26 protein-coding genes and 1 tRNA gene are annotated in these 24,413 nt (G+C 60.7%); 7 read left to right on the top strand and 20 right to left on the bottom strand.

What is annotated here, in order from left to right:
• Window positions 1-21 precede the first annotated feature (21 nt).
• The 3 genes from AC1M7R_RS18350 to AC1M7R_RS18340 all read right to left on the bottom strand — a co-directional run bounded on the left by AC1M7R_RS18350 (window position 22) and on the right by AC1M7R_RS18340 (window position 3,311).
• Window positions 22-315, bottom strand: a complete 294-nt coding sequence (locus AC1M7R_RS18350) for a YcgL domain-containing protein (protein ID WP_053155846.1) — start codon at window positions 313-315, stop codon at window positions 22-24.
• Complete coding sequence (rnd, locus tag AC1M7R_RS18345) at window positions 312-1,445, bottom strand: ribonuclease D (protein WP_490609796.1); 1,134 nt, start codon at window positions 1,443-1,445, stop codon at window positions 312-314. The genes AC1M7R_RS18350 and rnd overlap by 4 nt, the downstream gene beginning before the upstream one ends.
• 216 nt (window positions 1,446-1,661) lie before the next feature.
• On the bottom strand, window positions 1,662-3,311 hold the full coding sequence (locus AC1M7R_RS18340; protein ID WP_072459285.1) for a phosphoethanolamine transferase: 1,650 nt from the start codon (window positions 3,309-3,311) through the stop codon (window positions 1,662-1,664).
• A 341-nt stretch (window positions 3,312-3,652) separates the two neighbouring features.
• Between AC1M7R_RS18340 and AC1M7R_RS18335 the strand changes: the two genes are divergently transcribed.
• Window positions 3,653-4,585 carry a LysR family transcriptional regulator gene (locus AC1M7R_RS18335; protein WP_490609795.1) on the top strand — a complete coding sequence of 311 codons (933 nt, stop codon included), beginning with the start codon at window positions 3,653-3,655 and terminating at the stop codon, window positions 4,583-4,585.
• Window positions 4,586-4,588: 3 nt separating this feature from the next.
• On the opposite strand, the gene AC1M7R_RS18330 is transcribed toward AC1M7R_RS18335, so the two are convergent.
• Window positions 4,589-4,954, bottom strand: a complete 366-nt coding sequence (locus AC1M7R_RS18330) for a 5-carboxymethyl-2-hydroxymuconate Delta-isomerase (RefSeq protein ID WP_072398704.1) — start codon at window positions 4,952-4,954, stop codon at window positions 4,589-4,591.
• A gap of 98 nt (window positions 4,955-5,052) precedes the next feature.
• On the bottom strand, window positions 5,053-5,982 hold the full coding sequence (locus AC1M7R_RS18325; RefSeq protein WP_092181692.1) for a LysR family transcriptional regulator: 930 nt from the start codon (window positions 5,980-5,982) through the stop codon (window positions 5,053-5,055).
• Between the two features lie 147 nt (window positions 5,983-6,129).
• Between AC1M7R_RS18325 and AC1M7R_RS18320 the strand changes: the two genes are divergently transcribed.
• Both AC1M7R_RS18320 and AC1M7R_RS18315 read left to right on the top strand, forming a co-directional pair.
• Window positions 6,130-6,321: a YegP family protein gene (locus AC1M7R_RS18320; RefSeq protein WP_041023896.1), complete on the top strand. Its 192-nt coding sequence runs from the start codon at window positions 6,130-6,132 to the stop codon at window positions 6,319-6,321.
• A 100-nt stretch (window positions 6,322-6,421) separates the two neighbouring features.
• Window positions 6,422-6,790 carry a cupin domain-containing protein gene (locus AC1M7R_RS18315; protein WP_072398702.1) on the top strand — a complete coding sequence of 123 codons (369 nt, stop codon included), beginning with the start codon at window positions 6,422-6,424 and terminating at the stop codon, window positions 6,788-6,790.
• Window positions 6,791-6,808: 18 nt separating this feature from the next.
• Here the strand turns inward: AC1M7R_RS18315 and AC1M7R_RS18310 are convergent, their stop codons facing one another.
• From AC1M7R_RS18310 to dapA, 7 genes are all read right to left on the bottom strand, one after another.
• On the bottom strand, window positions 6,809-7,579 hold the full coding sequence (locus AC1M7R_RS18310; RefSeq protein ID WP_072398701.1) for a phytanoyl-CoA dioxygenase family protein: 771 nt from the start codon (window positions 7,577-7,579) through the stop codon (window positions 6,809-6,811).
• A 13-nt stretch (window positions 7,580-7,592) separates the two neighbouring features.
• Window positions 7,593-9,227 (bottom strand): methyl-accepting chemotaxis protein, encoded by a 1,635-nt coding sequence (locus AC1M7R_RS18305; RefSeq protein WP_072398700.1) that lies wholly within the window; start codon window positions 9,225-9,227, stop codon window positions 7,593-7,595.
• A 230-nt stretch (window positions 9,228-9,457) separates the two neighbouring features.
• A tRNA-Ser gene (locus AC1M7R_RS18300) sits at window positions 9,458-9,547 on the bottom strand.
• An 83-nt stretch (window positions 9,548-9,630) separates the two neighbouring features.
• A complete protein-coding gene (gene purC, locus AC1M7R_RS18295; protein ID WP_016963914.1) occupies window positions 9,631-10,344 on the bottom strand; it encodes a phosphoribosylaminoimidazolesuccinocarboxamide synthase in 714 nt (237 codons plus the stop codon).
• A gap of 26 nt (window positions 10,345-10,370) precedes the next feature.
• Window positions 10,371-11,129: an MBL fold metallo-hydrolase gene (locus tag AC1M7R_RS18290; RefSeq protein WP_490609794.1), complete on the bottom strand. Its 759-nt coding sequence runs from the start codon at window positions 11,127-11,129 to the stop codon at window positions 10,371-10,373.
• A 4-nt stretch (window positions 11,130-11,133) separates the two neighbouring features.
• On the bottom strand, window positions 11,134-12,249 hold the full coding sequence (gene bamC / locus AC1M7R_RS18285) for an NlpB/DapX family lipoprotein (protein ID WP_072398698.1): 1,116 nt from the start codon (window positions 12,247-12,249) through the stop codon (window positions 11,134-11,136).
• A 17-nt stretch (window positions 12,250-12,266) separates the two neighbouring features.
• Window positions 12,267-13,145, bottom strand: coding sequence for a 4-hydroxy-tetrahydrodipicolinate synthase (gene dapA / locus AC1M7R_RS18280; protein WP_072398697.1), 879 nt, complete (start codon window positions 13,143-13,145; stop codon window positions 12,267-12,269).
• Between the two features lie 317 nt (window positions 13,146-13,462).
• Here dapA and AC1M7R_RS18275 point away from each other — a divergent pair, with 317 nt between their 5' ends.
• Both AC1M7R_RS18275 and AC1M7R_RS18270 read left to right on the top strand, forming a co-directional pair.
• Entirely contained in the window at window positions 13,463-14,023 is a 561-nt protein-coding gene (locus AC1M7R_RS18275) for a glycine cleavage system transcriptional repressor (RefSeq protein WP_003184325.1), read from the top strand.
• A gap of 10 nt (window positions 14,024-14,033) precedes the next feature.
• Window positions 14,034-14,507: a peroxiredoxin gene (locus AC1M7R_RS18270; protein WP_072398696.1), complete on the top strand. Its 474-nt coding sequence runs from the start codon at window positions 14,034-14,036 to the stop codon at window positions 14,505-14,507.
• A gap of 126 nt (window positions 14,508-14,633) precedes the next feature.
• Here AC1M7R_RS18270 and AC1M7R_RS18265 read toward each other — a convergent pair whose 3' ends face one another.
• Both AC1M7R_RS18265 and AC1M7R_RS18260 read right to left on the bottom strand, forming a co-directional pair.
• Window positions 14,634-15,704, bottom strand: coding sequence for an AI-2E family transporter (locus tag AC1M7R_RS18265; protein ID WP_490609793.1), 1,071 nt, complete (start codon window positions 15,702-15,704; stop codon window positions 14,634-14,636).
• A 32-nt stretch (window positions 15,705-15,736) separates the two neighbouring features.
• Window positions 15,737-15,976: a sulfurtransferase TusA family protein gene (locus AC1M7R_RS18260; RefSeq protein ID WP_072398694.1), complete on the bottom strand. Its 240-nt coding sequence runs from the start codon at window positions 15,974-15,976 to the stop codon at window positions 15,737-15,739.
• A 237-nt stretch (window positions 15,977-16,213) separates the two neighbouring features.
• Between AC1M7R_RS18260 and AC1M7R_RS18255 the strand changes: the two genes are divergently transcribed.
• Window positions 16,214-17,647 carry a M48 family metalloprotease gene (locus AC1M7R_RS18255; RefSeq protein ID WP_072398693.1) on the top strand — a complete coding sequence of 478 codons (1,434 nt, stop codon included), beginning with the start codon at window positions 16,214-16,216 and terminating at the stop codon, window positions 17,645-17,647.
• 64 nt (window positions 17,648-17,711) lie between these two features.
• Here AC1M7R_RS18255 and AC1M7R_RS18250 read toward each other — a convergent pair whose 3' ends face one another.
• The 4 genes from AC1M7R_RS18250 to rpoE form a co-directional block, all read right to left on the bottom strand.
• Window positions 17,712-19,139, bottom strand: a complete 1,428-nt coding sequence (locus AC1M7R_RS18250) for a DegQ family serine endoprotease (RefSeq protein WP_072398692.1) — start codon at window positions 19,137-19,139, stop codon at window positions 17,712-17,714.
• A gap of 235 nt (window positions 19,140-19,374) precedes the next feature.
• Entirely contained in the window at window positions 19,375-20,319 is a 945-nt protein-coding gene (locus tag AC1M7R_RS18245; protein WP_072398691.1) for a MucB/RseB C-terminal domain-containing protein, read from the bottom strand.
• A 10-nt stretch (window positions 20,320-20,329) separates the two neighbouring features.
• Window positions 20,330-20,917 carry a sigma-E factor negative regulatory protein gene (locus AC1M7R_RS18240; protein WP_072398690.1) on the bottom strand — a complete coding sequence of 196 codons (588 nt, stop codon included), beginning with the start codon at window positions 20,915-20,917 and terminating at the stop codon, window positions 20,330-20,332.
• Between the two features lie 30 nt (window positions 20,918-20,947).
• The gene (gene rpoE, locus AC1M7R_RS18235; protein WP_003172477.1) at window positions 20,948-21,529 is read right to left on the bottom strand and encodes an RNA polymerase sigma factor RpoE/AlgU; all 582 of its coding nucleotides are present in this window, start codon (window positions 21,527-21,529) and stop codon (window positions 20,948-20,950) included.
• Between the two features lie 562 nt (window positions 21,530-22,091).
• Between rpoE and nadB the strand changes: the two genes are divergently transcribed.
• The gene (gene nadB / locus AC1M7R_RS18230; RefSeq protein WP_072398689.1) at window positions 22,092-23,708 is read left to right on the top strand and encodes an L-aspartate oxidase; all 1,617 of its coding nucleotides are present in this window, start codon (window positions 22,092-22,094) and stop codon (window positions 23,706-23,708) included.
• Here nadB and AC1M7R_RS18225 read toward each other — a convergent pair.
• Window positions 23,677-24,129, bottom strand: coding sequence for a protein YgfX (locus AC1M7R_RS18225; protein ID WP_072431920.1), 453 nt, complete (start codon window positions 24,127-24,129; stop codon window positions 23,677-23,679). The two genes, nadB and AC1M7R_RS18225, sit on opposite strands and share 32 nt — an antisense overlap.
• Window positions 24,113-24,367 carry an FAD assembly factor SdhE gene (locus AC1M7R_RS18220; protein ID WP_072398687.1) on the bottom strand — a complete coding sequence of 85 codons (255 nt, stop codon included), beginning with the start codon at window positions 24,365-24,367 and terminating at the stop codon, window positions 24,113-24,115. The genes AC1M7R_RS18225 and AC1M7R_RS18220 overlap by 17 nt, the downstream gene beginning before the upstream one ends.
• Window positions 24,368-24,413 lie beyond the last annotated feature (46 nt).

Below are 24,413 nucleotides of genomic sequence, written 5' to 3'. Positions count from 1 at the left end.
GACAGGCGCCCCTGGGGTGCGTCAGACCGGGTCGTTGCGGCGCAGCAACTCTTCGGGCAGATGCTCGATGTATTCGTCTTCGGCCGGTGGCATCTGCAAGTGATACCCCTGGGTGTCGAGGTTCTCCAGCACCTTGTTGATGTCCTCGCGGGACAGCTGTCGCTCGGGGCTCAGCACCAGGTCGAACACATGGGTCGCCTTGCCGAAGGCAGCCAGCAATGGCTCGGGTACCCGCGCCAGTGCATCGCTCTTGAGCACATAGAGGTACATCTCGTTTTTCTTCGAGCTGCGGTAAATGGAGCAGATACGTTTCAAGGCTGTTCTCCGGCAGTGGCCAGGCTATCGAGCAGTGCCTGGCCCATCAATTCGCGGCGCCAGCCACGCAGCGAATCGGGCAATTGGTAAGGACCCTCGGGGAAGCCGCTCTTGATCAGCGCTTCGAGGGTTTTCTTGCGCAGCATCAGTTCCGGGGCGATGCCCAGGCGTTCGGCCTCGGCCTGCCCCAGTGCCCGCAGTCGCTTGACCAGCGCCGAAGCCTCGATGGGCAACGGCTCTGGCACGGCCGGGGGCCATTGCTCGGGCGGCACCTTGGCGGCGCGTTTAATCAGGTCCAGCAAAAACTCGCCATCCTGGCGCACGGTACGTGGGTGCATGTCCTCGATTTTCGCCAGGGCACCGAGGTTATCCGGTTGGGTACGGGCCAGGGGCCATAGGGAATGCTCGCGTATGATCCGGTTGCGTGGCAGGTCACGGGCCCGCGCCTCCCGCTCACGCCAGGCGCATAGCTCCCGCAGCACGGCCAGTTGGGCGCGGGAGAGTTTCCAGGCCAGCTTGGCTTCGCGGTAGACCTCGTAAGGATCGACTTCGCGGCGCAGGTTGGCGACCAGCTCGGCGCCGTCTTCCAGAACCCAGGCGTACTTCTCATCGGAAAGCTTCGGGCGCAGTTGTACGAAAACTTCCGCCAGGTGCACTGCATCTTCGGCGGCGTAGCTGATCTGCGTCTCGGACAAGGGCCGCTGCAACCAGTCGGAACGGGTCTCGCCCTTGGGCAGCTCGATGCCCAGCACGTCTTGCACCAACCGCGAATAGCCCATGGAGAAACCCAGGTTCAGGTAGGCGGCGGCCAACTGGGTGTCGAACAATGGAGCGGGCAGGCTGCCCGTCAGGCGCAACAGCACTTCAAGGTCTTCGCTGCAGGCGTGCAGCACCTTGAGCACCGCCGGGTTTTCCAACAATGCCGCCAGGGGCTGCCAGTTATCGATGGTCAAGGGGTCGATCAGATAGGCACGCGTGCCATCGCCGATCTGCAGCAGGCCGGCAATGGGGTAAAAGGTGTCGACCCGCATGAATTCGGTGTCGAGGGCGACGAATGGCAACTGTTGCCATTCGGCGCAAAACCGACCGAGGCTATCGTTGTCGCGAATCCAGTGAATATCGATGGCCACACGGCTCTCCCTTGAAGAATGGCGCGCAGTATATATCGCCGTCAGCGATTGCGAGCATCCATAGAGCAAGAGCCTGAGAGAAATCGCCTGCGCAACGGCAAGAATAGTCCTACATTTTGATTTATTGCTCGACAGCAGTCAGGGCGTCACTCGGACATGCCCGCCGCTAAAGGGGCGGTCCGATGAAAGATTGAACGCCCCGGATGAAAGCAAACATCATTGGCGAGCCAGCACTCCATCGATCACGGCGCCGCGACAGTTGGCGAACATGTCCAGATCCGGGTTGTAGACCTTGCTGTTGACCTCCAGCAACCCAAGCATCGAATGGAACAGGTTGTCCTGGGACAGGGGCTTTTCCCGACTCAGTTGAAGGCAATGGGTGTCGACCGAAAAGGACTTCTGATAGCTGTCGGAAAACCAGGCGAGCATTGCCACGTGCTTCTGCTGCTCAGGGGCCAGCATATAGGGCGTGCCATGCAGGAACAGGTTGTATTCGCCCAGGGACTCGCCATGGTCCGACAGATACAGCATGGCCGTGTCGACCTTGTCCTGATTGGCCCGCAACAGGTCGATCAAGGTCGATAGCACGTGATCGGTGTACACCAATGTGTTGTCGTAGCCGTTGACGATGCTTTCGCGACTGCAATTGTTCAACGCGTTGCTTTCGCACACCGGGGTGAAATGTTCGTACTGCTTGGGATAACGCTTGAAGTATTCCGGCCCGTGGCTGCCCATCTGGTGCAAGACCAGCACCGTATCCTTGTCCAGGGTGTCGATGAAATGCTGCAGCCCCTGCAACAGGATCTCATCGCGACATTCGCTATTGGCGCACAGGTCCGGGTCCTTGAGATTGCTCACGTCCTGAACGGTGACCCGGTCGCAGGTGCCCTTGCAGCCGGACTGGTTGTCCCGCCAGATCACTTCCAGGCCGGCGCGCTTGAGCACGTCCAACAGGCCTTCTTCGTTCCTGGCCTTGCTGGCGTCATAATCCTTGCGCCCCATGTTGGAAAACATGCACGGCACCGACACAGCGGTTTCGGTGCCGCAGGAATGCACGTCGGTGAAGGCGATCAGGCCGGCCTCGTGGTCCAGGTTCGGCGTGGTGTCGCGGTTATAGCCGAGGATGCCGAAGTTCTCGGCGCGGGCGCTCTCCCCTACCACCAGTACGGTGAGGGACTTGCGGGCATGGGTCTGCCAGGCCGGATTGCGACTCGCATCCTCCCCCAGCCTGATGAACGGTTGTTCGGCGGACGCGACCTGCTCACGCAGGTAGCCGAATGAGGCACCGATGTAGTTGCTCGGCACGACCATCAGGCGCAACTCGTGGTGGTTGCGAAACAATGACGACAATCCTTGGTAATTGATCAACGCGACCCCACCGATGACGGCCACAGAAACCATACCAACCAATAACTTGCTTAATAACTCCCTGGGCCACCGGCGATAATTGATTGGTATCTTCCACAACAACCAGGACGGCAATACGCCGAGCAATCCCAAGTAGGCAAACAACTTCAATGACAATAGATCACGCACTTCCGTGGCGTTGGTTTCGGCGAAGTTGCGAAACATGCCGGCATCGATCAGCACACCGTACTGGGCCATGAAATAGGCAACGCCGGCGCTGATCAAGAACAGCAGTATCAACACGGGCTTGAGCACTGGACGGAACGCCACGAGGGTGAGCACCAGGTTGAAGGCACAGAAGATCATCACGACAAATGCCAGGCCCATCAGCATGCCCCGGCCATCGGTCGCCGTGATGCTCAGCAAGTGCTCCCATAGAACAGTGTTGAAGGCAACGAGTAAAAAGGCACTGGCGACCAGCGTCACCCACTCGGGGCGCACGGCTTTAATAGGCAGCATAATGATTGATGGCTTCCTGAAAGTTGCTCTTTGAAAAAGAACTGCCGAAACTAAGTGTGAAAATTCGTTTTTCACGGCAACACAAACTTTAGGTAGGCCACCATCAATTTTTCGTGAAAAAGTTGCTACTAAATTATTTTTTAAGAGGCACACATCAAGTGTCGGGGCGGCAGCCGAAGCGGGCCGGACTCGTCTTCGTGCCTGTCGTGTTCCCTACACTATCTGTCCCGTTCCCGACCGTGAAACAGCCTGCGCGGCATTCACTTGGAACCATCGTTCCGCTAGGATCATCGGTCTGGTTTGCGCAAGATCCGCGCAAGGAGCACAGCGAGAAGCAACGGATGCTGAACAGTAACTCCCTCAGAAAGCTGGATATGCAGGACCTCATGGTGTTTAGCGCCGTGTACGAGCAAAGCAGCGTCAGCGGCGTGTCCGAGGCATTGTGTGTCAGCCAGTCAACGGTCAGCTACTGCCTGAAGAAATTGCGCACCTGTTTCAAGGACGAATTGTTCGTCAACACCCGCACCGGCATGCGCCCCACCTATAAAGCCGTAGGCATGTACGACCATGTGCGCAGCATCCTGCAAAGCATCAACCGGTGCCATGACGGTGCCCCCACCTTCGATCCCACCCGGCACGCCGTCACGTTCAACATCTGCGCGCCGGAATACTTCGAACAACTGATCCTGCCGAAGCTGCTCCAGGACTTCGACTATGCGGACCTGCCGGTGGCGATAAACATGCACAAGCTCGAGACGGACATCCCCGCCCAGGGCCTGCGCGACGGCAGCCTGGACCTGGTGATCTGCTTCGGCCCGCACTTCCACAGCGACCATGCCGACTTCAGATCCCGGCAATTGCTGGAAGATGACCTGGTCTGTGTGCTGGATAGGCAGGTGGCGCCACTGGAGCCGCAATTGAACCTTCGATCTTTCGTACAGCGCCGGCACGTTTTTCCGTCGCCCTGGATCTCATCCACCAACATGGTGGACGGCTGGCTGTCACGGCAGGCACACCAGCGACAGATTGCAGCGCGCGCCAATAGCTACAGCGCGGCCTTGAAGATGATCACCGGCACCCACTTCATCCTGACCCTGCCTCGCCGCATCCAGAGGCTGCTGGCCGACGAGGCGGTGTTCAGTCACTGCGAAGCTCCCAAGGGGCTGCCAGGGTTTACCTTGAACATGCAATGGAGCCAGGCAGCCGACCAGGACAGCGCCAATGCCTGGCTGCGAGAACAGATCGTCAAGGCTTGCGCCGGGCTTGATGCCTGAGTTTCAGTTTTCGATGACAGCCTTGGCGTAGGAGCCCCGGTCCATGTCCGCCATTTCCACGCTGCACTGCACGCTGAGCCCTGCCGGCCATGGGCCCAGCTCCTGGAGCACCGCCAGCAGGCTGTCGGCCAGTTGTTTCTTGATCTCCGGCGAACGACCACTGAGCAAGGAGAGTTTCACATGCACGAAACCTCGCTCGCCCAGACCGGTGCCCACCCGAAAATGCTCGACTTTCCTGGCGCGGCTCTTGATATCCGACTCGGCCGCGAACTGACCGGACGCCACCAGCGCATTATTCAGGCGCAGCAAAGCCACATCGGCATTCAACTGGGGCAGATTGGGGGTGTACTCGAGGTGCAGGTGGGGCATGTTTCGACTCCGGTTCGAAATAAGGCGATGTGGATTCCAGCCGACGCAACCATACCCCGCCTGGCTTCCCGGGCACAGCCTTGCGTGACAAGAGGCGATCAGGGCTCGGGTTGTCCCGATGGCCCACGATTGCCCATGAACGCCTCCAGCCGTGAGCGCAACCAGCGTTCGGCCGGGTCGTTGTCGACATGGCTCAGCCAGACCATCGACAGGTCCAGGGTCGGGGTCTTGAATGGAAAGGGCTCGTTGAATAACTGGCCCGAAGCCGCCATGGCGGTGGCGGTATAGTCCGGCAGGCTGGCGATCAGGTCGGTACCCGCCAGCAACGCCGGCAACGCGCTGTACTGTGGCACCGAAAGCACGACCTGGCGCTTGCGCCCGATCTCGGCCAGCCATTCGTCAGCCAGACCGGCGACGTTCGCCGTGTGAGACACCAGCACGTGGGGCCTCGAGCAGTATTCATCCAGGGTCAGCGGCGAGTCCGACGCATCGGCTCGCAATACCCGCGGCTGAATCTGCCGTAGCAGCTTGCGCTTGGCGTTGGCCGGCAATCCCCGGGTCTGGCTGATTCCCACGGTGATATCACCCGCTGCCAACAAATCGGGGATGCGCCAGTAATCGACGTGCTGGACCACGAACACGACCTGCGGCGCCTCCCGTCGCAAGCTGTGCAGCAGCGGCGGCAACAGGCCGAACTCGACATCGTCCGACAGACCGATGCGAAACGTCATGGTACTGCTGGCGGGATCGAAATCATGGGTCAGGCTCAACGCCGCCGACAGCGAATCCAGCGCCGGCGAAAGGTGCTGGAAAAGTTCCTCGGCCCGGGCCGTGGGCTCCATGCGATGACCGACACGAATGAACAGCGGATCATTGAACCGCGTACGCAATCGATTGAGGGCCGAACTGATGGCCGGCTGGCCGAGGAACAGCTTTTCCGCCGCCCGGGTCACGTTGCGCTCAAGCATCAGCGTTTCGAACACCACCATCAGGTTGATATCGGCCTTGCGTAATTCGCTACGGTTCATCCATGGTTCCCCAGAGGCTGTCATGAATAGCAATATCTCATAACCCTTGGAAACGTATTTGCGATAGCGAAAATTTTAAGCTTGGCTAGGCTTTCGACGACATGTTCAAAACATGTCTTGAATGAGTAAATCGCAGGGAGCGAATCGATGTATTTTGAGATCTACAGACAGACCCGAGGCACCCAGAGCAGCGGAAAAGGCCAATGGCGCTGGCGCTTGAGGGCCGGCAACCACGAGACGATCGCCAGCGGCGAGTCCTATGTGAACAAGGCTGACTGCCTGCATGTCATCGGACTGATCAAGAATGTCCAGGGCGAGACGCCTGTGAAGGAGATCTGAAGCAGCGTCGCGCGCACCGCCCATAAGCTGCTTCGCCGGGCCGCCCAGCCTGGGGAACAGCTTTGTGTGGCTTCCCCCACTCCAAAGCGAGCATTCCTCGATGGCCATACAGCATTCACCTGTCAACTTCGCTCAGAAATGCGCCCTGTTCCAGGATCGGTGGGCACCAAAAGTCGTGGCTGAAATGAACGACTACCAATTCAAGGTCGCCCGGCTCGAAGGCGACTTCATCTGGCATTCCCACGCCGACACCGATGAAACCTTCATCGTGCTGGAGGGCGAACTCCGTATCGACTTCCGGGACGGCTGGGTGACCATCGGCGCGGGCGAAATGTATGTCGTCAAGAAAGGCATCGAACATCGGCCCAGCGCCGCCCGGGAGGCGAAAGTACTGCTGATCGAACCTCGGGGCGTCATCAACACGGGCGAAACCCATGAGCGAACCGCGCAGAACGATGTCTGGATCTGACCGGACCACGAAACAGGGTCAATCGTATTCGGCTTCCAGATGATCGCCCAACAGGCGCCGTTGGCGAGGGGTCGCGGCCGCGAGCACGGCAGGGTTGAACTGCCAGTGCAGGTATGGAGAGAACTTCTGCGCCATCATGCGTCGGCCATAGTGCACTTGCAGCAGGTAACGCGAGCGGTCGACGGTCCGGTTGTCACTGCCGGCATGCCACAACTCGCTACGCAGCACCAGCACGTCGCCAGCCCGGCATAACACTGGCTGCGCGGAACGTCCCGCCCATTGCGTCTCGCCTGCCACGGGCGCGCGTCCCGCCCGGTGGCTGCCAGGAATGACGCGTGTCGGGCTCAGATCGGCATCGATATCGTCGAGGTAGAACTGGGCGGTGAAAATCTGCATCGGCAAGTCGAAGGCCGGATCAAGCAGCAGGCTCGGCGGCAACTCCATCATCAGGTAGTCCAGGTGCAACGGGGCACCGACGAAACCGGGGTGGCAGCGCCAGGCGGTCTGGCCGATGATATGGCAATCATCCCCCAGGGCCGCTTCCGCCAGTTCGATGACGCCGTCCACATCGAGATAGGGCAACCAGAACGGGTCGCGATTGAAGACGCATTTGTAGTGATCGATGACGCCGCTGTAGTCCCAATGCATGGGCTTCAGTGCGTCGATGGCCCGGCGCAGGTCGACAATCTGCGAACGGCCCAACACGGCGGGCAGCAGGACGAAACCGTCCTGGTGCAGGGCGCGCAGGCGCTCATGAGTGAGCGCCGCGTCAGACTTGGAAACAGGCACTGTCGCGTTTGCCTCAGGTGCGGAAACGGCCGGTCAGTTCCGCCAGGCTCCTCGACAGGCTGGAGAGCTGCTGGCTGGCGTGCATGCTCTGGGCGGAATTCTCTGCCGCTTCGTTGGACAGGTCACGGATATCGGAAATGTTCCGGGCGATCTCCTCGGTCACGCTGCTCTGCTCTTCACAGGCATTGGCGATCTGTGCGGCCATGTCGTTGATGCGCTCGATGGAGCCACTGGTGCCACTGAGCACCTGATCCACACCCGCAGCGCGCTCGACACTGTCGCGGGCCTTGCTGCTGCCGACCTGCATGGCTTGTACAGCCTTGGCGACCCCGCTCTGCAGGCGCTCGATACGCACCTGGATGTCCTTGGTCGAATCCTGGGTACGCGCCGCCAGGGCCCGGACCTCATCGGCCACCACGGCGAAACCACGGCCCTGCTCGCCAGCCCGTGCGGCCTCGATGGCAGCGTTGAGTGCAAGCAGGTTGGTTTGTTCGGCAATGCCGCGAATCACTTCAAGGACGGCACCGATGCTGGAGGTTTCCTGGGCAAGGGCCTCGATGGTGCCCGAGGCACTCTCCACTTCCTGGGCCAACTGGCGGATCGATTCGATCGTGCTGGTGACGACTTCGGCACCATCCCGGGAGCGGCTGCTGGCTTGCTGCGCGGCGTCCGAGGCACTCACCGCGTTATGGGCCACTTCGTGTACAGCCGCGCTCATCTGGGTCGCAGCGGTGCTGACCTGATCGAGGGCCGCATGTTCGCTGCTGATCAATTGATCGTTGGTGGCGGCCATGCTGGCCATGGCACGAGCCGCAGCCTCCACCTCTCCGGTCACCCGGCCCACCTCGGCGATCAGTGGCTGAAGCTTGTCGAGGAAACGGTTGAAGGCGGTGCCAAGCTGTCCCAGCTCGTCAGCCGAACGCACTTCAAGACGCCCTTTCAGATCGCCACCACCCTCGGCAATCTGCTCGACGCGGTGAAGCAGACGACGCATGGGCGTCAGCACCACAAGCGGCAGGACAAGAATCACCAGGATGCCCCCGAGCAGACCGACCAGCAGGATGCCGCCTTGAAAAATCCCTACGGCCTCACCGCGCTCGATCGCTGCGTCCCCTTCCCGGTGCGAGGCCTCTTCCTCCAGTTCGCCCAGCTTGTCGATATCATCGCGCATCGCCTCGAACAGACGCTCACTGTCAGAAAAACTCAAGGCGCTGGCCGCTTGCGGGTCCCCCACGGACAACTCGATCACGCGCCGGGAAACCTGGGTCCATTGGGCAAAGCGCTCGTTGAACTGACTCACCAGCGCCAACGCATCGGCCCCAGGCTGCATCGCTGCGTATTTCTGGACACGGTCATAGGCTTGCTTCGTATTTTCCCCATGGCTGGCGCTCAAGGCTTTCAAGTGCTCGTCCGCATGGCCGTCCAGCAGACTGCGCTCGGCCACGAAAGCCTGGTAGAGATCACGGTCAGCGTTGAGCAGCAGGCTGATGGCAGGCAGATAACGCTTGGTCAACTGCGTGCTGGATTCGGTGACCTCACCGATGCCCCGCATGCCAGACCAGCCCATGAGCACCAGCAACACCACGAGAAAAGCGATGGGCAGGGTAATTTTCCAGCGGAAGCCAAGGTCGGCAAAGAACCGCAACATGGTGTCGCTCCTTTCATGAGGATTGACTTGCCTATCGGCAGACATGTCTTGAGCTATAGACCATTTATCCAATTGTCACAAAACAAGTGACACTGCCGATCGCTCAACAACAAGGCTCGGAGGCCTGCCTCGGTGCGGATTTGCCTAGCGCTTGCTGCCCTTCGAAGCAGCATTTGCATCCCGGAAACGAAAAAACCCCACAGACACAAATCTGTGGGGTTTTCGAATAATGGCGGAGAGATAGGGATTTGAACCCTAGGTACTGTTGCCAGTACAACGGATTTCGAATCCGTCCCGTTCGGCCACTCCGGCATCTCTCCAGTGGCGCGCATCATACCAGCACATTCGCCGGAAGCGAACCCCCGTGCGAATTTTTTTCCGTGCTATCAGATGCTTGCGTCGATTACAGCGGCACACCCAGACGCTGGGCGACTTCTTCGTAGGCTTCGATCACGTCGCCGAGGCCCTGGCGGAAGCGGTCCTTGTCCATTTTTTTCTTGGTGGCCTTGTCCCAGAGGCGGCAGCCATCCGGGCTGAATTCGTCGCCCAGGACGATGGAGCCGTCGCTGAACACGCCGAACTCGAGCTTGAAGTCCACCAGTAGCAGGCCGGCGTCGTCGAACAATTTGCTCAGAACTTCGTTGACCTTGAGGGACAGCTCCTTCATCCGGGCCAGTTGCTCGGCGGTGCCCCAGCCGAACGCCACGACGTGGGATTCGTTGATGAACGGGTCGCCCTTGGCGTCGTCCTTCAGGAACAGTTCGAAGGTGTAGGGGTTAAGCTTCATGCCCTCTTCCACACCCAGGCGCTTGACCAGGCTGCCGGCGGCGTAGTTACGCACGACGCATTCCACCGGGATCATGTCCAGCTTCTTGACCAGGCATTCGTTGTCGCCCAGCAGCTTGTCGAACTGGGTCGGCACGCCGGCTGCTTCGAGCTTCTGCATGATGAAGGCGTTGAACTTGTTGTTCACCATGCCCTTGCGGTCGAGCTGCTCGATGCGCTTGCCGTCGAACGCCGAGGTGTCGTTGCGAAACAGCAGGATCAAGCGGTCGGCGTCATCGGTCTTGTAAACCGACTTGGCTTTGCCGCGGTAGAGTTCTTCACGTTTTTCCATGATGGGCTCCGCTTGCTAAGTATGGGCTAGGCGATATGTCGCCAGTCGAGCCCTGAATCTTGATCGGCCAGTTGCAGCCAGTCCGGGTCGCACCCGAGGGTGTCGACAAAACATCGCCGGGCCAGCTGCGGCAGGTTGTTCTTGCTGCTCAGATGGGCCAGGACCAGGTGTTGCAAGCCCTGCCAGCCCAACTCGGCCACCAGGTACGCCGCCTGGTGGTTGTTCAAATGTCCTCGCTCCCCGCCTACCCGCTGCTTGAGAAAGTAAGGGTAATAACCACGGGCCAGCATGTCGCGACAGTGATTGGACTCGATCATCAACGCATCGAGATCCCGGTAGCTGTCCATGACCCTGTCGCAATACGAGCCCAGGTCGGTCAGCAAACCGAAGCGCCGTTCACCGTCGCTGAATACATACTGCGTCGGCTCCAGGGCATCGTGGGCCACACTGACCACGCTGATATCCAGAGCACCTATGCGCAGCTGCTCGCCACCGGTCACGAAACCGGCCGGCTCGATGGGCTTGCGCAGACCACCCAGCGTACCGCGGCTGAGGTAGACCGGAAGATTGTAGCGCCGAGACAGCAAACCCACGCCATGCACGTGGTCGGCATGTTCGTGGGTCACGAGTATCGCGCTCAGTTGCGCCGGATGCACCCCAAGGCGCAACAGGCGCTTCTCGGTTTCCCGCAAGGAGAAACCACAATCGACCAGCACATAGGTCCCAGCGCTGGCTACCAGCGTGCCGTTCCCTTGGCTACCGCTGCCGAGAACGGCGAAACGCATCGGATCAGCCCAGGTTGTCCTGAATCACGCTCAACACCTTGCGGGCCACATCGGCCGGCGCCACGGTGTTGATGTTCTTCTCGACCGTCACCTGGACGTTGTCGCCCACCTTGCTCAGGCGAACCTGATAGCGCTCAGCACGGGCTTCGATTTCTTCCTTGTCCGGCTTGCTACCGAACAGGCCACTGAAGAAGCCGGGCTTCTCGTCTGGCTTGTCGGCTTTTTCGGCGAGGTTGATGTAGTACAGGCCCAGGCTGCGGTTGATGTCTTCGACCCGCCATTCGCCCTGCTCCAGCGCACGCCCCACACTGGACCAGGCACGGTCCAGGTCGGAACCGACGTTGAGCACCGGGTTGCCGCTGCCGTCTTCACTCAGGCTGACTCGGCTCGGCGTGTCGAAATCACGGGAGGCCAGCATCGAGACCGAACCGCCCTGTTCGGCGGAGCGGCTCATGCTGGCGAGCATGTCGTCCACCAGCGCAGCGTCGAGGCCGGTATTGACCGAACGGTTGGTGAATGCCACGTCGGCGGTGCTGCCGGCGGGACGCTCGGCGCTGACCACGTAGACTTCACTGGTGTTGCGCTGGACGCCAGGCTCGATGCGCACGCGAACGCGGGTTTCGCTGTCGGAGCCGACGCCGGCGGCGCCCAGGCGCTTGCCCATGGCGGCGGACAGCTCATCGGCACGTTGCCAGGATGTGGTGAATTCGCCGGTCTGCGGACGCTGTTCGTCCAGGCGGAAACCGTTGTCCTGGAAGAACTGGATCGCCACGGGCCAGACTTCGGCCGGCGGGTGCTGGGCCATGACCCAGCGAGTATCGCCGCTCTTCTGCAGGGTGTAGTCGCTGGCATCGGCCACGGCCGACAGGGGTTGTGGACGCGGGACGACGTACTCGCCCTTGACGCTGTCGTCAGCCACGTTGCGCGGGATCGGCAACAGCGGATCCAGGCGCTTGGCGACGTGGACATCCGGCGGCAGTTGCATCGGTGCAGTCTGTTGTGCGCTGAGGTAATCGCTACCACGGTCGCGGAAATAACCTTCCGGCCCCCAGATCCACCCGCAGCCACTGGTGCTGGAGATAATCAAGGCAAGTGCGGAAAGTCCGGCCATTCGCTTCATGCGTTGTACTTCCTCAATTAAACCAGGACGCCGGACTGGCGCATGGCCTGCCGCAGCGGTTCTTGACAGGTATTGCTGAGCCAGGTGAGCGGCAGGCGAATGCCCTCCTGCATCAGGCCCATTTCCACCAGCGCCCATTTCACCGGGATCGGGTTGGCTTCGATGAACAGGTCCCTGTGCAACGGCATCAGTTTTTCGTTGATTGCCCGAGCGGTGGTGGCGTCGCCCTTGAGTGCCGCCTCGCACATGTCGGCCATTTCCCGGGGAGCGACGTTGGCGGTAACGGAGATGTTGCCCTTGCCACCCATCAGGATCAGTTCGACCGCCGTCGGATCATCGCCGGACAGCAGGATGAAATCCTTGTCCACGCCATCGAGGATGGCCTTGGCGCGCTTGAGGTCGCCGGTGGCTTCCTTGATGCCGATGATGTTCGGGATGGTGGAGAGACGAATCACGGTCTCGGCCTGCATGTCGCAGGAGGTGCGGCCGGGAACGTTATAGAGGATCTGCGGGATGTCGACCGCTTCGGCAATGTGCTTGAAGTGCTGGTACAGGCCTTCCTGGGTCGGCTTGTTGTAGTACGGGACCACCAGCAGGCAGGCATCGGCGCCGGCTTCCTTGGCGTTGCGGGTCAGCTCGACGGCTTCGCGGGTCGAGTTGGCGCCGGTGCCGGCGATCACCGGAATGCGCCCGTCGACCTGCTTGACCACGGCCCGGATGACTTCGATATGTTCATTGACGTCGAGGGTCGCCGACTCGCCGGTGGTGCCGACGGCGACGATGGCATGGGTACCGTTTTCAAGGTGGAAGTCCACGAGTTTGCTGAGGCTGACCCAGTCAAGACGCCCTTGTGCATCCATGGGTGTGACCAGTGCCACCATACTGCCCGCAATCATGAAACCGCTCCTGCCGGAAAAAGAGAGCCGTAATGGTACTGGCGCCAAGATGCTTGTACAAGCGAACTCCCATTCCCCTTGGCGATGGTTTTCGCTACCCTTCAGACTTTGATCGGTACCGATAAGCTCATATGCCGGTTCCCAGCCTCCGTTTTCGTCGCCACAAGCCCCGATCCTGCGTTTGCCCTGGTGCATTTCCCGTTGTTGCGGAACGCACGGCAATCCCAGGCACAGGGCTTGAGCCGTTCGGTTTTCGTGGGCAGGGCATCGTGTCGAGTGACAAAGGTCCCGACCGCTCATCGCTTTAGGAATGCTGCATGTCCACCCCCACAGTCCGCGAACAATTCCTTGTTATCAGTGCCCTTGGCGCCAACCCCATGGAGCTGACTAACGTCCTGTGCCGCGCCAGCCATGAAAACCGCTGCGCCGTCGTGACCTCACGCCTGACCCGTCACGGCGAATGCAGTGCGCTCGTGCTTGAGATCTCCGGCAGCTGGGACGCCCTGGCCCGCCTGGAAGGCAGCCTGCCAGTGCTGGCCAAGAAGCATGCCTTCACCGTCAACGTGGTGCGCAGCGCAGCCCTGGAAAACCGTCCCCAGGCCCTGCCCTACGTGGCTTATGTGAGTTCGGCCTATCGCCCGGACATCATCAATGAGCTGTGCCAGTTCTTCATGGACCATCACGTCGAGCTGGAAAACCTGACCTGCGACACCTACCAGGCTCCGCAGACCGGCGGCACCATGCTCAACGCCACGTTCACCGTGACGCTGCCGGCCGGCACCCAGATCAGTTGGCTGCGCGATCAGTTCCTGGACTTCGCCGATGCGATGAACCTGGATGCGCTGATCGAACCGTGGCGCCCACAAAACCCAATGTAAGGAAGCGTTCATGGCCGTTGCCGTCGACCAGCCGGTTACCGATTTCCAGGCGCCCGCCACCAGCGGGCAGACCGTCAGCCTCGCCGCCCTGAAAGGCAAGCAGGTGGTGATCTATTTCTATCCGAAGGACAGCACGCCGGGCTGCACCACCGAAGGCCAGGGCTTTCGCGATCAATACGCACAGTTCCAGGCGGCCAACACCGAAGTATTCGGCGTGTCCCGGGACAGCCTCAAGTCCCACGAGAACTTCAAGTGCAAACAGGAGTTTCCGTTCGAGCTCATCAGCGACAAGGACGAAGCCGTCTGCCAGTTGTTCGATGTAATCAAGCTGAAAAAGCTGTACGGCAAGGAGTACCTGGGCGTCGATCGCAGCACGTTCCTGATCGACAAGGATGGCGTGCTGCGCCAGGAGTGGCGCGGCGTTAAGGTGCCAGGGCATGTGGATGCAGTACTGGCGGCGGCTCAGGCACTGAACAAGGCCTGAAGTTTTTTGGCGCCAGCGCCGACGCCTTGGTGAGCAGGCTCCCCCACAGAGGATTGTTCAACAACATGAATCCGTGTGGGAGCGAGCCTGCTCGCGATGAAGCCATCCGCCTCACATCAGTCAAAGCTACAACAACGGCGCGACAACCGGCTCCTTGCCCGGCCAGGCATCCAGCACTGCTTTGATCAGGGTCGCCAGGGGAATCGCGAAGAACACACCCCAGAACCCCCACAGCCCACCAAACAGCAGCACCGCGCAGATGATCGCCACCGGATGCAGGTTGACCGCTTCGGAGAACAGCAGCGGCACCAGCACATTGCCGTCCAGTGTCTGGATGATCCCGTAGACCGCCATCAGGTAGATGAACTGATCGCTCCACCCCCATTGGAACAGAGCGATCAATGCCACCGGCACAGTCACCACCACGGTGCCGACATAGGGCACCACCACCGAAATGCCCACCAGCAACGCCAGCAATGCGGCGTAATTGAGCCCCAACGCCACGAAGCCGATATAGGTCACCCCACCGCAGATGAAGATCTCGATGACCTTCCCACGGATGTAATTGGCAATCTGGCGATTCATTTCCTGGGCGACCCGAGTAATCAGCGTCCGCTCACGGGGCAGGTAGCCGAGCACCCAGCGCCCGATCGTTTCCCGGTCCTTGAGGAAGAAAAACACCAGGATCGGCACCAGCACCAGGTAAATCATGACGTTCACCAACAGCGGCAGGCTGGACAACGAAAATGTCAGCGCCCACTGACCGAACTTGCCGATCTCGCCGCGCAGCACTTCGATGGCCTGCAGGACCTGCTCATCGGACACCAGGTGCGGATAGCGCTCAGGAAGCAGCAACAGCAGGGACTGCCATTTGGCGAGCATGCCGGGCAGCTCGTTGAACAGCGTCACCAACTGATGCCAGAGCAGCGGCACGACCACCACGACGAATACCACCAGCAACCCCATGAACAAGGCGAATACCAGACCCACTGCCACGCTGCCAGGCAACCGCAAGCGTTCGAGCGTCGTGACCAGCCCCTGCATCAGGTAGGCCAGCACCATCCCCGCCAGCACCGGCGCCAGCATGCCGCCCAGGGTGAGCACCGCCGTAAAGGCCAGGAATAGCAGCACGGCCAGCACCACGGCCTCTTCGTCAGAGAAATAGCGCTGAATCCAGTCACGTAACACTTTGAACATCAACAATCCTTATGAGCCGCCGGCTGGTTTTTTCAGGCTTTCTTGAGCCAGTAACGGAAGACGCCGTTATCGTCTTCCTCGTGCAGCAGCGTATGACCGGCCAGTCGGGCGAAGGTGCGGAAATCACGCTGGGAGCCCGCGTCCGTGGCAGTAACCTTGAGCACGGCACCGCTGGCCAGGCGATTGAGTTCCAGCTTGGCCTTGAGCAACGGCAACGGGCAATTCAGGCCACTGGCGTCCAGCTCGGCATCGTGGGCTACAGCATCGGTCATCGGTTCACTCCGCAACAGGTCGTTTGGCCGCCCATTTTTCTTGAAAAGCCGCCGGGTGACGATCAACGAGGCGACAACAGGCGAGGAAGCGCAGTCTACTGGTTGTAAATGAGCATTCCGAGCCCGTTTTCAACGCAACATGATCGTGGCGCAGACACTTTTCGACAAAATCAGAATATCTGGTCCAGCGCCCGGTGTCCGGCTACAGTAGGGTCTTTGTCAACTAAGGCTTCGTGCATGACATTTCTGCGCCCCACCCTGCTGACGCTCGCTTGCCTGCTTGCCTCACCAGGCTTCGCCGACGACCTGCCGTCACTTGGCGACGCCAGTTCTGCCATCGTCTCGCCGGAACAGGAACACCAGCTGGGTCGCGCCTGGCTGGCTTTGCTGCGCAGCCAGGTCGCGCAACTCAACGATCCGCAACTCAAGGACTATGTCGAGACCAGCGTCTACAAGCTGGTGGAAACCAGCCAGGTCAACGACCGGCGCCTGGAGTTCATCCTGATCAACAGCCCCCAGCTCAACGCTTTCGCCGCACCAGGGGGAATCGTCGGGGTCAACGGCGGCCTGTTCCTCAATGCCCAGACCGAAGGCGAATATGCCTCGGTCATGGCCCACGAACTGGCGCACTTGTCGCAACGCCACTTTGCCCGCGGCGTCGAAGCCCAGCAGCGCATGCAGGTGCCTATGATGGCAGCGCTGCTGACCGGCATCGTGATTGCCGCTGCCGGCGGTGGAGATGCGGGAATCGCAGCCATCGCCGGGACCCAGGCGGCGGCCATCCAGGAACAACGGCGCTTTTCCCGCCAGAACGAACAGGAAGCCGACCGCATCGGCATCCTGAACCTGGAAAAGGCTGGCTATGACCCACGCGCCATGCCGACCATGTTCGAACGGCTGATGCGTCAATACCGCTTCGATGCCAGGCCACCGGAATTCCTGCTGACCCACCCGGTGACCGAGTCCCGGATCGCCGACACGCGCAACCGCGCCGAGCAGGCCAGGCCAGGCGGCATCGAAGACAGCATGCGCTACCAATTGATTCGCGCGCGGGTCCAATTGATCTACGAGGAAACCCCGGGCCTGGGCGCCAAGCGCTTCCGGGCGCAACTGGATGAAAACCCGAAGAACGACGTGGCCCGCTATGGCCTGGCGATCGCCCAGATCAAGGGTGGCCAGTTGAATGAAGCCCGGGAGAATCTCAAGCCGCTGCTGGCCAAGTCCCCCGACGAGATCATCTACAACCTGGCCCAGACGGACCTGGACATTACCAGCAACCGACTGGCGGATGCCCAGTCACGCGTCGACCGGTTGCTGCGGCAATACCCCGCCAACTATCCGCTCAACCAGGTGCGCGTCGACCTGCTGCTCAAGCAGAACCGTCCCGCCGATGCCGAGAAGGCCTTGGAAACACTGCTCAAGACCCGCCCGGACGATCCCGACGTCTGGTACATGGTGGCCGAGACCCGCGGCCTGTCCGGCAACATCATCGGCTTGCACCAGGCCCGCGCCGAGTACTTCGCCCTGGTGGGCGACTATCGCCAGGCCATCCAGCAACTGGATTTCGCCAAGCGGCGTGCCGGCACCAACTTCCCGTTGTCGTCACGTATCGACGCCCGACAACGCGAGCTCATGGAGCAGGAGCGCATGGTCAAGGACATGATGGGCTGAGTTTTCCCGCAGGCAAAAAAAAACCGCCTCTTTCGAGGCGGTTTTTCGTTGCGCCGCTAACCGGTCATTCGGCCAGCTTGAAGGTGATGAAGCTCGCACGTCCCTGACGCAGGACACGCATCGAGACCGAGCGATTCTTCGGCAGCGCATTGGCGATATCGGTGAATTGCTTGGCGGAACTGATGGCCTGGTTGTTCAGATGAGTGATGATGTCGCCTGGCTGCAGGCCGATCAGGGCGGCAGGACCGTCCTGTACTTCCTTGATCACCACACCGCCCTGGAGCTCCAGGGTTCGCTTCTGCTCGGCCGTAAGCTCGACCACTGCCACCCCCAGGCGATTGCTGCTGCGCTCGATGCCGGATTTTGGCTGCGACTCCAGCTCCGCGCCTTCTTCCGGGATGGCGCCGACGGTCAGTTCGACGTTCTTGCGCTTACCTTCGCGGATCACTTCCAGGTTGGCCTTGGCACCGGCCTTCAACGCACCGACCAGGTGTGGCAGGTCAGCGGACATGATGATCGGCTGGTCATTGAGCTTCAGGATGACGTCGCCCACCTGCAGACCGCCCTTGGCGGCCGGACCGCCCTCCTGGATCTGCGCTACCAGCGCACCGGCAGGCTTCTCCAGCCCGAAGGACTCCGCCAGGTCCTTGTTCACTTCCTGAATGACTACGCCCAACCAGCCACGGCTGACCTTGCCCTCGCTTTTGAGCTGGTTCGATACGTCCATGGCAACGTCGATCGGAATCGCGAAGGACACCCCCATGAATCCGCCTGAACGAGTGTAGATCTGGGAGTTGATGCCCACCACTTCACCGTCGAGGTTGAACAGCGGGCCACCGGAGTTGCCCGGGTTGATCGGCACGTCGGTCTGGATGAACGGAACGTAGTTTTCGTTCGGCAGGCTGCGACCGATGGCACTGACGATGCCCTGGGTCACGGTGTGGTCGAAGCCGAACGGTGAACCGATGGCCACCACCCACTGGCCAGCCTTCAGGTTCTGGGACTTGCCGAGCTTGAGCACCGGCAGGTCCTTGCCTTCGATTTTCAGCAGCGCCACGTCGGAACGTGGATCGGTGCCGACCAGCTTGGCCTTCAATTCGCTGCGATCGGCCAGGCGCACCAGGATTTCGTCGGCGTCGGCGATCACATGGTTATTGGTCAGGATGTAACCGTCCGGAGAAATGATGAAGCCCGAGCCCAGGGACTGTGCCTCACGCTGACGACCACCGCCGGGGGAGCGTGGCTGGGGCATCCCGCGCTCGAAGAATTCGCGCAACATGGGCGGCAAACCTTCCAGATCCGGCATCTGCGGATCCGATACACGGCGATCCGGCAGTTTCTGGGTCGTACTGATGTTCACCACCGCAGGAGAAGCCTCCTCGACCAGGTGGGTGAAGTCAGGCAAATCGGCCGCCATGGCGGGAACGCCCTGACCGAGCACCAGCACAGTGGCGAAAATGGATAGATAGGTTTTCAAGCGTGGTATCGACATACGGCTCCCGTTACGACGAGCAGGGTTAAGCGATATGGAGCAAGGAATACCAGTTGGAAAAAGGCGCCGGTATTTTTGTTCCGGAAAAACAGGCAAGGCCAGAGCCGAGCGGCTCTGACCTAATAGAAAAAAAACAGAAGTTTTGCAAATTAAAATGCTGACATGAAGTTTCGGCATTTCGATCAGCCCCCGGCCTGGCTGGCCTCTGGCATGATCGAGCCACCGAAGCGGCCCATTATTGAGTCGCCGTGGCGTCTGAACGCATGGACAGCGCGATCCGTTCGGCCGTACCGATAGGGATTTCGCCGACCACCGTCACCATCATTTCGCCCTGGGGCGTGGTGAGGCGACGAGAAACGGCCGCCGTTGGCCCGAGCTGGGTACGGGTATCGGTGACGGTAGCACCGTTCAGGGGCTCGAGGAATACCGAGAAACGTGCCAGGCCGTCGTCATACATCAGGCTGTTGACCTGCACATTGGTATCCGGATCCTTGCGCACGTTACTGCTGGTCAATTCGAAGCCCGGTGGTAGCCAGTCCGAATGCCAGGCAGCCTTCACCGCAGTGGACTTGTCGGCACTTTGCACCACCGCCTTGCAGTCGGCGCTGGCCTGCAGGTCGTTTTCCGATGGCACGCCGGTATTCAAGCGCGTGAACTGGAAACGCTCCAGCAACTGCCCCTTGTCATTGAGCAACAGGGACTTGAGCGGCAAGCCGGTTTCTTTATCCAGATGCAGTTCGAAAGCGTACCGATGCTGGTCTTTGGGTGTCAGGGAGATGATCACAGCCGGTCGCCCGGCCACGCGCGACCTGCCGACTACGGCAAGGTCGTACCAATTCTTGAGTTTTTGCGGATCGAGCGCACGTGCAGTGCCTTCAGCATTTCCCAACCCCGGCGCCAGAGCACCGCTGACGCATTGTGTGCGTCCGTCAACACGCAGGACCTCCTGTGCGGAACCATCCTGCTGGAGCAACCGTTCGCGGACTTTACCGTCCTGGACACGGTGCCAGATGTTATGAGTGGAAAAGCTGCCGTTGCGCTCGTAAACGAAAGTACCCTGGAAACTTTGCTGTTGCTCGGCCTGGCCCAAACGATTCAACCAGTCCTGGGCTTCATCGGCATGGGCTGGAACAGCGCACCAGCCACCCAGCAGAAGCGTGAATAGAGGTATGGCGCGCAAGAGTCCTTCCTTAACGATTTTCCAGGCTAGCGGCACGAGCGTAAGGCAGCGCGCTTTCGGTACCTTTCAGCGCAGCCTGCTGGGCATGCTGACGCAGGTAGCTGGGCAGACGCTGGTCATGCCAGCCTGGCTGGCCTTGCAGGACACCGTTGACCATCGGGCCGGCGGTTTCCGAACCTTCGCTGTAGCCGGCCAGTACCGCAGGTCCCTTGACCTGTGGAGCGGCCAAGCCTGGCTGGCTGGACTGTTGCGCCATCTGGACACCGGCGATTTCATCCTGGTTGTACAGGCGAACACCGGCCAGGACGGCGACGGTAACCGACGCGGCAACGGCCAGGCGACCCAGGCTGCGCCATGGACCGCGGGAAGCTTTAGCCGGTACGGCTTCGTCAGCCAATGCAGCAGAAACGGCCGCAGCGATATCCAGACGCGGAAGCAGCAGGTCCTTGTGCATCACAGCCCGGGCGATCTGGTAACGAGCCCAGGTCTCACGGGTTTCAACATCGTCGAAGGCATTCAATACCCGACGCAATTCCAGTTCGTCCGCTTCGTTATCCATCACTGCGGACAGCGATTCCTGCAGGGCTTCACGACTCATGGCGTTCCTCTCTTGGCTGTCGCCGCTGTCTCAGTTTTCCTGCAACAAAGGCTGCAGGGCTTTATCGATGGCCTCCCGAGCGCGGAAAATCCGGGAGCGCACGGTACCCACCGGACACTGCATGACGCTGGCAATGTCCTCGTAACTCAGACCGTCGAATTCACGTAAAGTTAACGCCGTACGCAAATCTTCAGGCAATTGCTGGATGGTGCGATGGACGGTGCCCTCGATCTCATCCCGCAGCAACGCTCGTTCCGGTGATTCGAGGTCCTTGAGGCCGTGATCGCCATCGTAGAACTCCGCGTCTTCAGAACTCACATCGCTATCCGGCGGCCGTCGGCCGCGTGAAACCAGATAGTTTTTCGCCGTGTTGATGGCGATGCGGTAAAGCCACGTGTAAAACGCGCTATCGCCGCGAAAATTACCAAGTGCGCGGTAGGCCTTGATGAAGGCTTCCTGAGCGACATCCTGGGCTTCATGGGTGTCGTGCACGAACCGCACGATCAACCCGAGAATTTTGTGCTGGTATTTCAGCACTAGCAGATCGAAAGCTCGCTTGTCGCCACGCTGAACGCGCTCGACCAGCTGCTGATCCTCTTCCTGGGTTAGCATGAACACTCCTCGATAAGCTCGAAGGAGGCTTGCATGGCTAATTGTCCGGGCTTGCAAACATAGACTCGGGCTTTTCGCAAAAGTTCTCCCCCTTCAAAGCAAGTTTCCGACGCGCTCTGATCCCGGCACGCACGAAAAACGCAGCGCGAGATTTCCCCCGGCTGCGCGAATAATCTGTCGCCGGGTCTGCCGGCAAAGACTCGAATCGAAATCTTGCACCAACCCGACGCTGCTCCCTTCTGCAGACAACCGTCTATTGAACCTGGCCGGCTGACAAAAGTTCCCGCTATTTATAGCCATTCAAAACGGACATCGAGCAACCATGTGTAGATAAACCGCCTTATATCCTCGAAAAGGCCGGCTTGTCGCCCTTCGGCGAAAACCGTGACCCGACGAAGCGTGTCGCTTTTTCTGTCACGCTGGTTTCACATTGCCATGAATGCCCGGCTATTGTGCCGATCCCCCCCTCTATATACTAGTGGGCTGCGTGGCTGCCTGACCCGTTGAAGCGGATGTCTTGCGCCAACCCCGACCCGGGTCGCTTTGAGCGGAAACCTTTCGAATGAGCCAACAGTATCAACACGATGTTCTGGTAATCGGCAGCGGTGCCGCCGGATTGAGCCTTGCCCTGACATTGCCCCAGCATTTGCGCATCGCAGTGCTGAGCAAAGGCGACCTGGCCAACGGCTCGACATTCTGGGCCCAGGGCGGTGTCGCAGCCGTACTGGACGACACCGATACCATTGAATCCCACGTCGAGGACACCCTCAACGCTGGCGGCGGCCTGTGCAACCCGGAAGCGGTACGTTTCACCGTCGAGCACAGCCGGGAGGCCATCCAGTGGCTGATCGACCAGGGCGTGCCGTTTACCCGGGACGAGCACTCCGGTACCGAAGACGGCGGTTTTGAGTTCCACCTGACCCGTGAAGGCGGCCACAGTCATCGGCGCATCATCCATGCAGCCGATGCCACCGGCGCGGCGATTTTCAAGACCCTGCTGGCCCAGGCACGGCAACGGCCCAATATCGAACTGCTGGAACAGCGGGTCGCGATCGACCTGATCACCGAGAAACGCCTGGGCCTGGACGGCGACCGTTGCCTGGGTGCCTATGTGCTCAACCGTGGCACCGGCGAAGTCGATACCTACGGAGCCCGCTTCGTGATCCTGGCGTCCGGTGGCGCGGCGAAAGTCTACCTTTATACCAGCAACCCCGACGGTGCCTGCGGCGACGGCATCGCCATGGCCTGGCGCTCGGGCTGCCGGGTGGCGAACCTGGAGTTCAATCAGTTCCACCCCACCTGCCTGTACCACCCGCTGGCCAAGAGCTTCCTGATCACCGAAGCCCTGCGTGGCGAAGGCGCGCACCTGAAGCTGCCCAATGGCGAACGTTTCATGCCACGCTTCGACCCGCGCGCCGAACTGGCGCCAAGGGATATCGTCGCCCGGGCCATCGACCATGAAATGAAGCGCCTGGGTATCGACTGCGTCTACCTGGACATCAGCCACAAACCCGAAGCCTTCATCAAGAGCCATTTCCCGACGGTGTACGAGCGCTGCCTGGAATTCTCCATCGACATCACCAGGCAACCGATCCCGGTGGTGCCTGCCGCGCACTACACGTGCGGCGGTGTGATGGTCGACCAGCACGGCCGCACCGACGTGCCGGGCCTGTACGCCATCGGCGAAACCAGCTTCACCGGCCTGCACGGCGCCAACCGCATGGCCAGCAACTCATTGCTGGAATGCTTCGTCTACGCCCGCTCGGCCGCGGCGGACATTCTGGAACAGTTGCCCCGGATCGCCGCTCCCACCGCACTGCCCTCCTGGGACGCCAGCCAGGTCACCGACTCGGACGAAGACGTGATCATCGCCCACAACTGGGACGAACTGAGGCGCTTCATGTGGGACTACGTCGGCATCGTGCGTACCAACAAGCGCCTGCAGCGGGCCCAGCACCGGGTGCGCCTGCTGCTGGATGAAATCGATGAGTTCTACAGTAACTACAAAGTCAGCCGCGACCTGATCGAGCTGCGCAACCTGGCCCAGGTGGCGGAGCTGATGATCCGCTCGGCCATGGAGCGCAAGGAAAGCCGGGGCCTGCATTACACCCTCGACTACCCGAACCTGTTGCCTGAAGCGCTGGACACTATCCTGGTGCCGCCCACCTACGCCGACTGAACCTGAGCCGTACGCGCAGGCGCCGGTGCAGATCCGGTGCCAGCGCGTCTCGGGGCACGCAAATCGAGCGGACTCGCCGCTCACCCTTCAAGCGAAAGCGCAACACGACGATCAGTGGCAATGCCAGGCTGTCGGGACGCAACTGCACCGCCTGCCAGCCATCGGCGCGGTTCCAGAGTTGCCAGCCATCGAGGTCACGGCGCAACCCGCCAAAGGCCTGGCGATGGCTCAACAGCAGATGACGCGGCACCGTCCAGGCACCATGGGCCAGGCACACCGCAACGCCAAGCGCTGCGAATCCGCTCGGTACAGACATCAGCAGTAACGAGCCCAGGGCGAACGCCTGGGCCAGGAGATAGGCCGCCAGCAACTGCCCGGAGGCCCGCCAGCGGCATTCGAAGTGGTTATTTGGGCTGGACACGGTCCAGAATCATCCGAACCATGCGTTGCAATTCCGGGTCGTCGGATTCACTGCGCTCCATGAACCAGCCGAACATGTCCTGATCCTCGCACTCGAGCAGGCGGACATAGCAGGCACGATCCACTTCGTTAAGGTGGGGATAGACCTCTTTGACGAATGGCACCAGCAATACATCAAGTTCGAGCATGCCGCGACGGCTATGCCAGTAGAGGCGATTCAGTTCTACATCTTCGACCATGGAGGGCTCCTCAAATAGAGCGCAAGTATACAGGCACGGCCACGGC

This window comes from Pseudomonas sp. MS01C9 (genome assembly GCF_058202755.1).
This window is presented reverse-complemented; position numbering and strand designations above follow the sequence as displayed.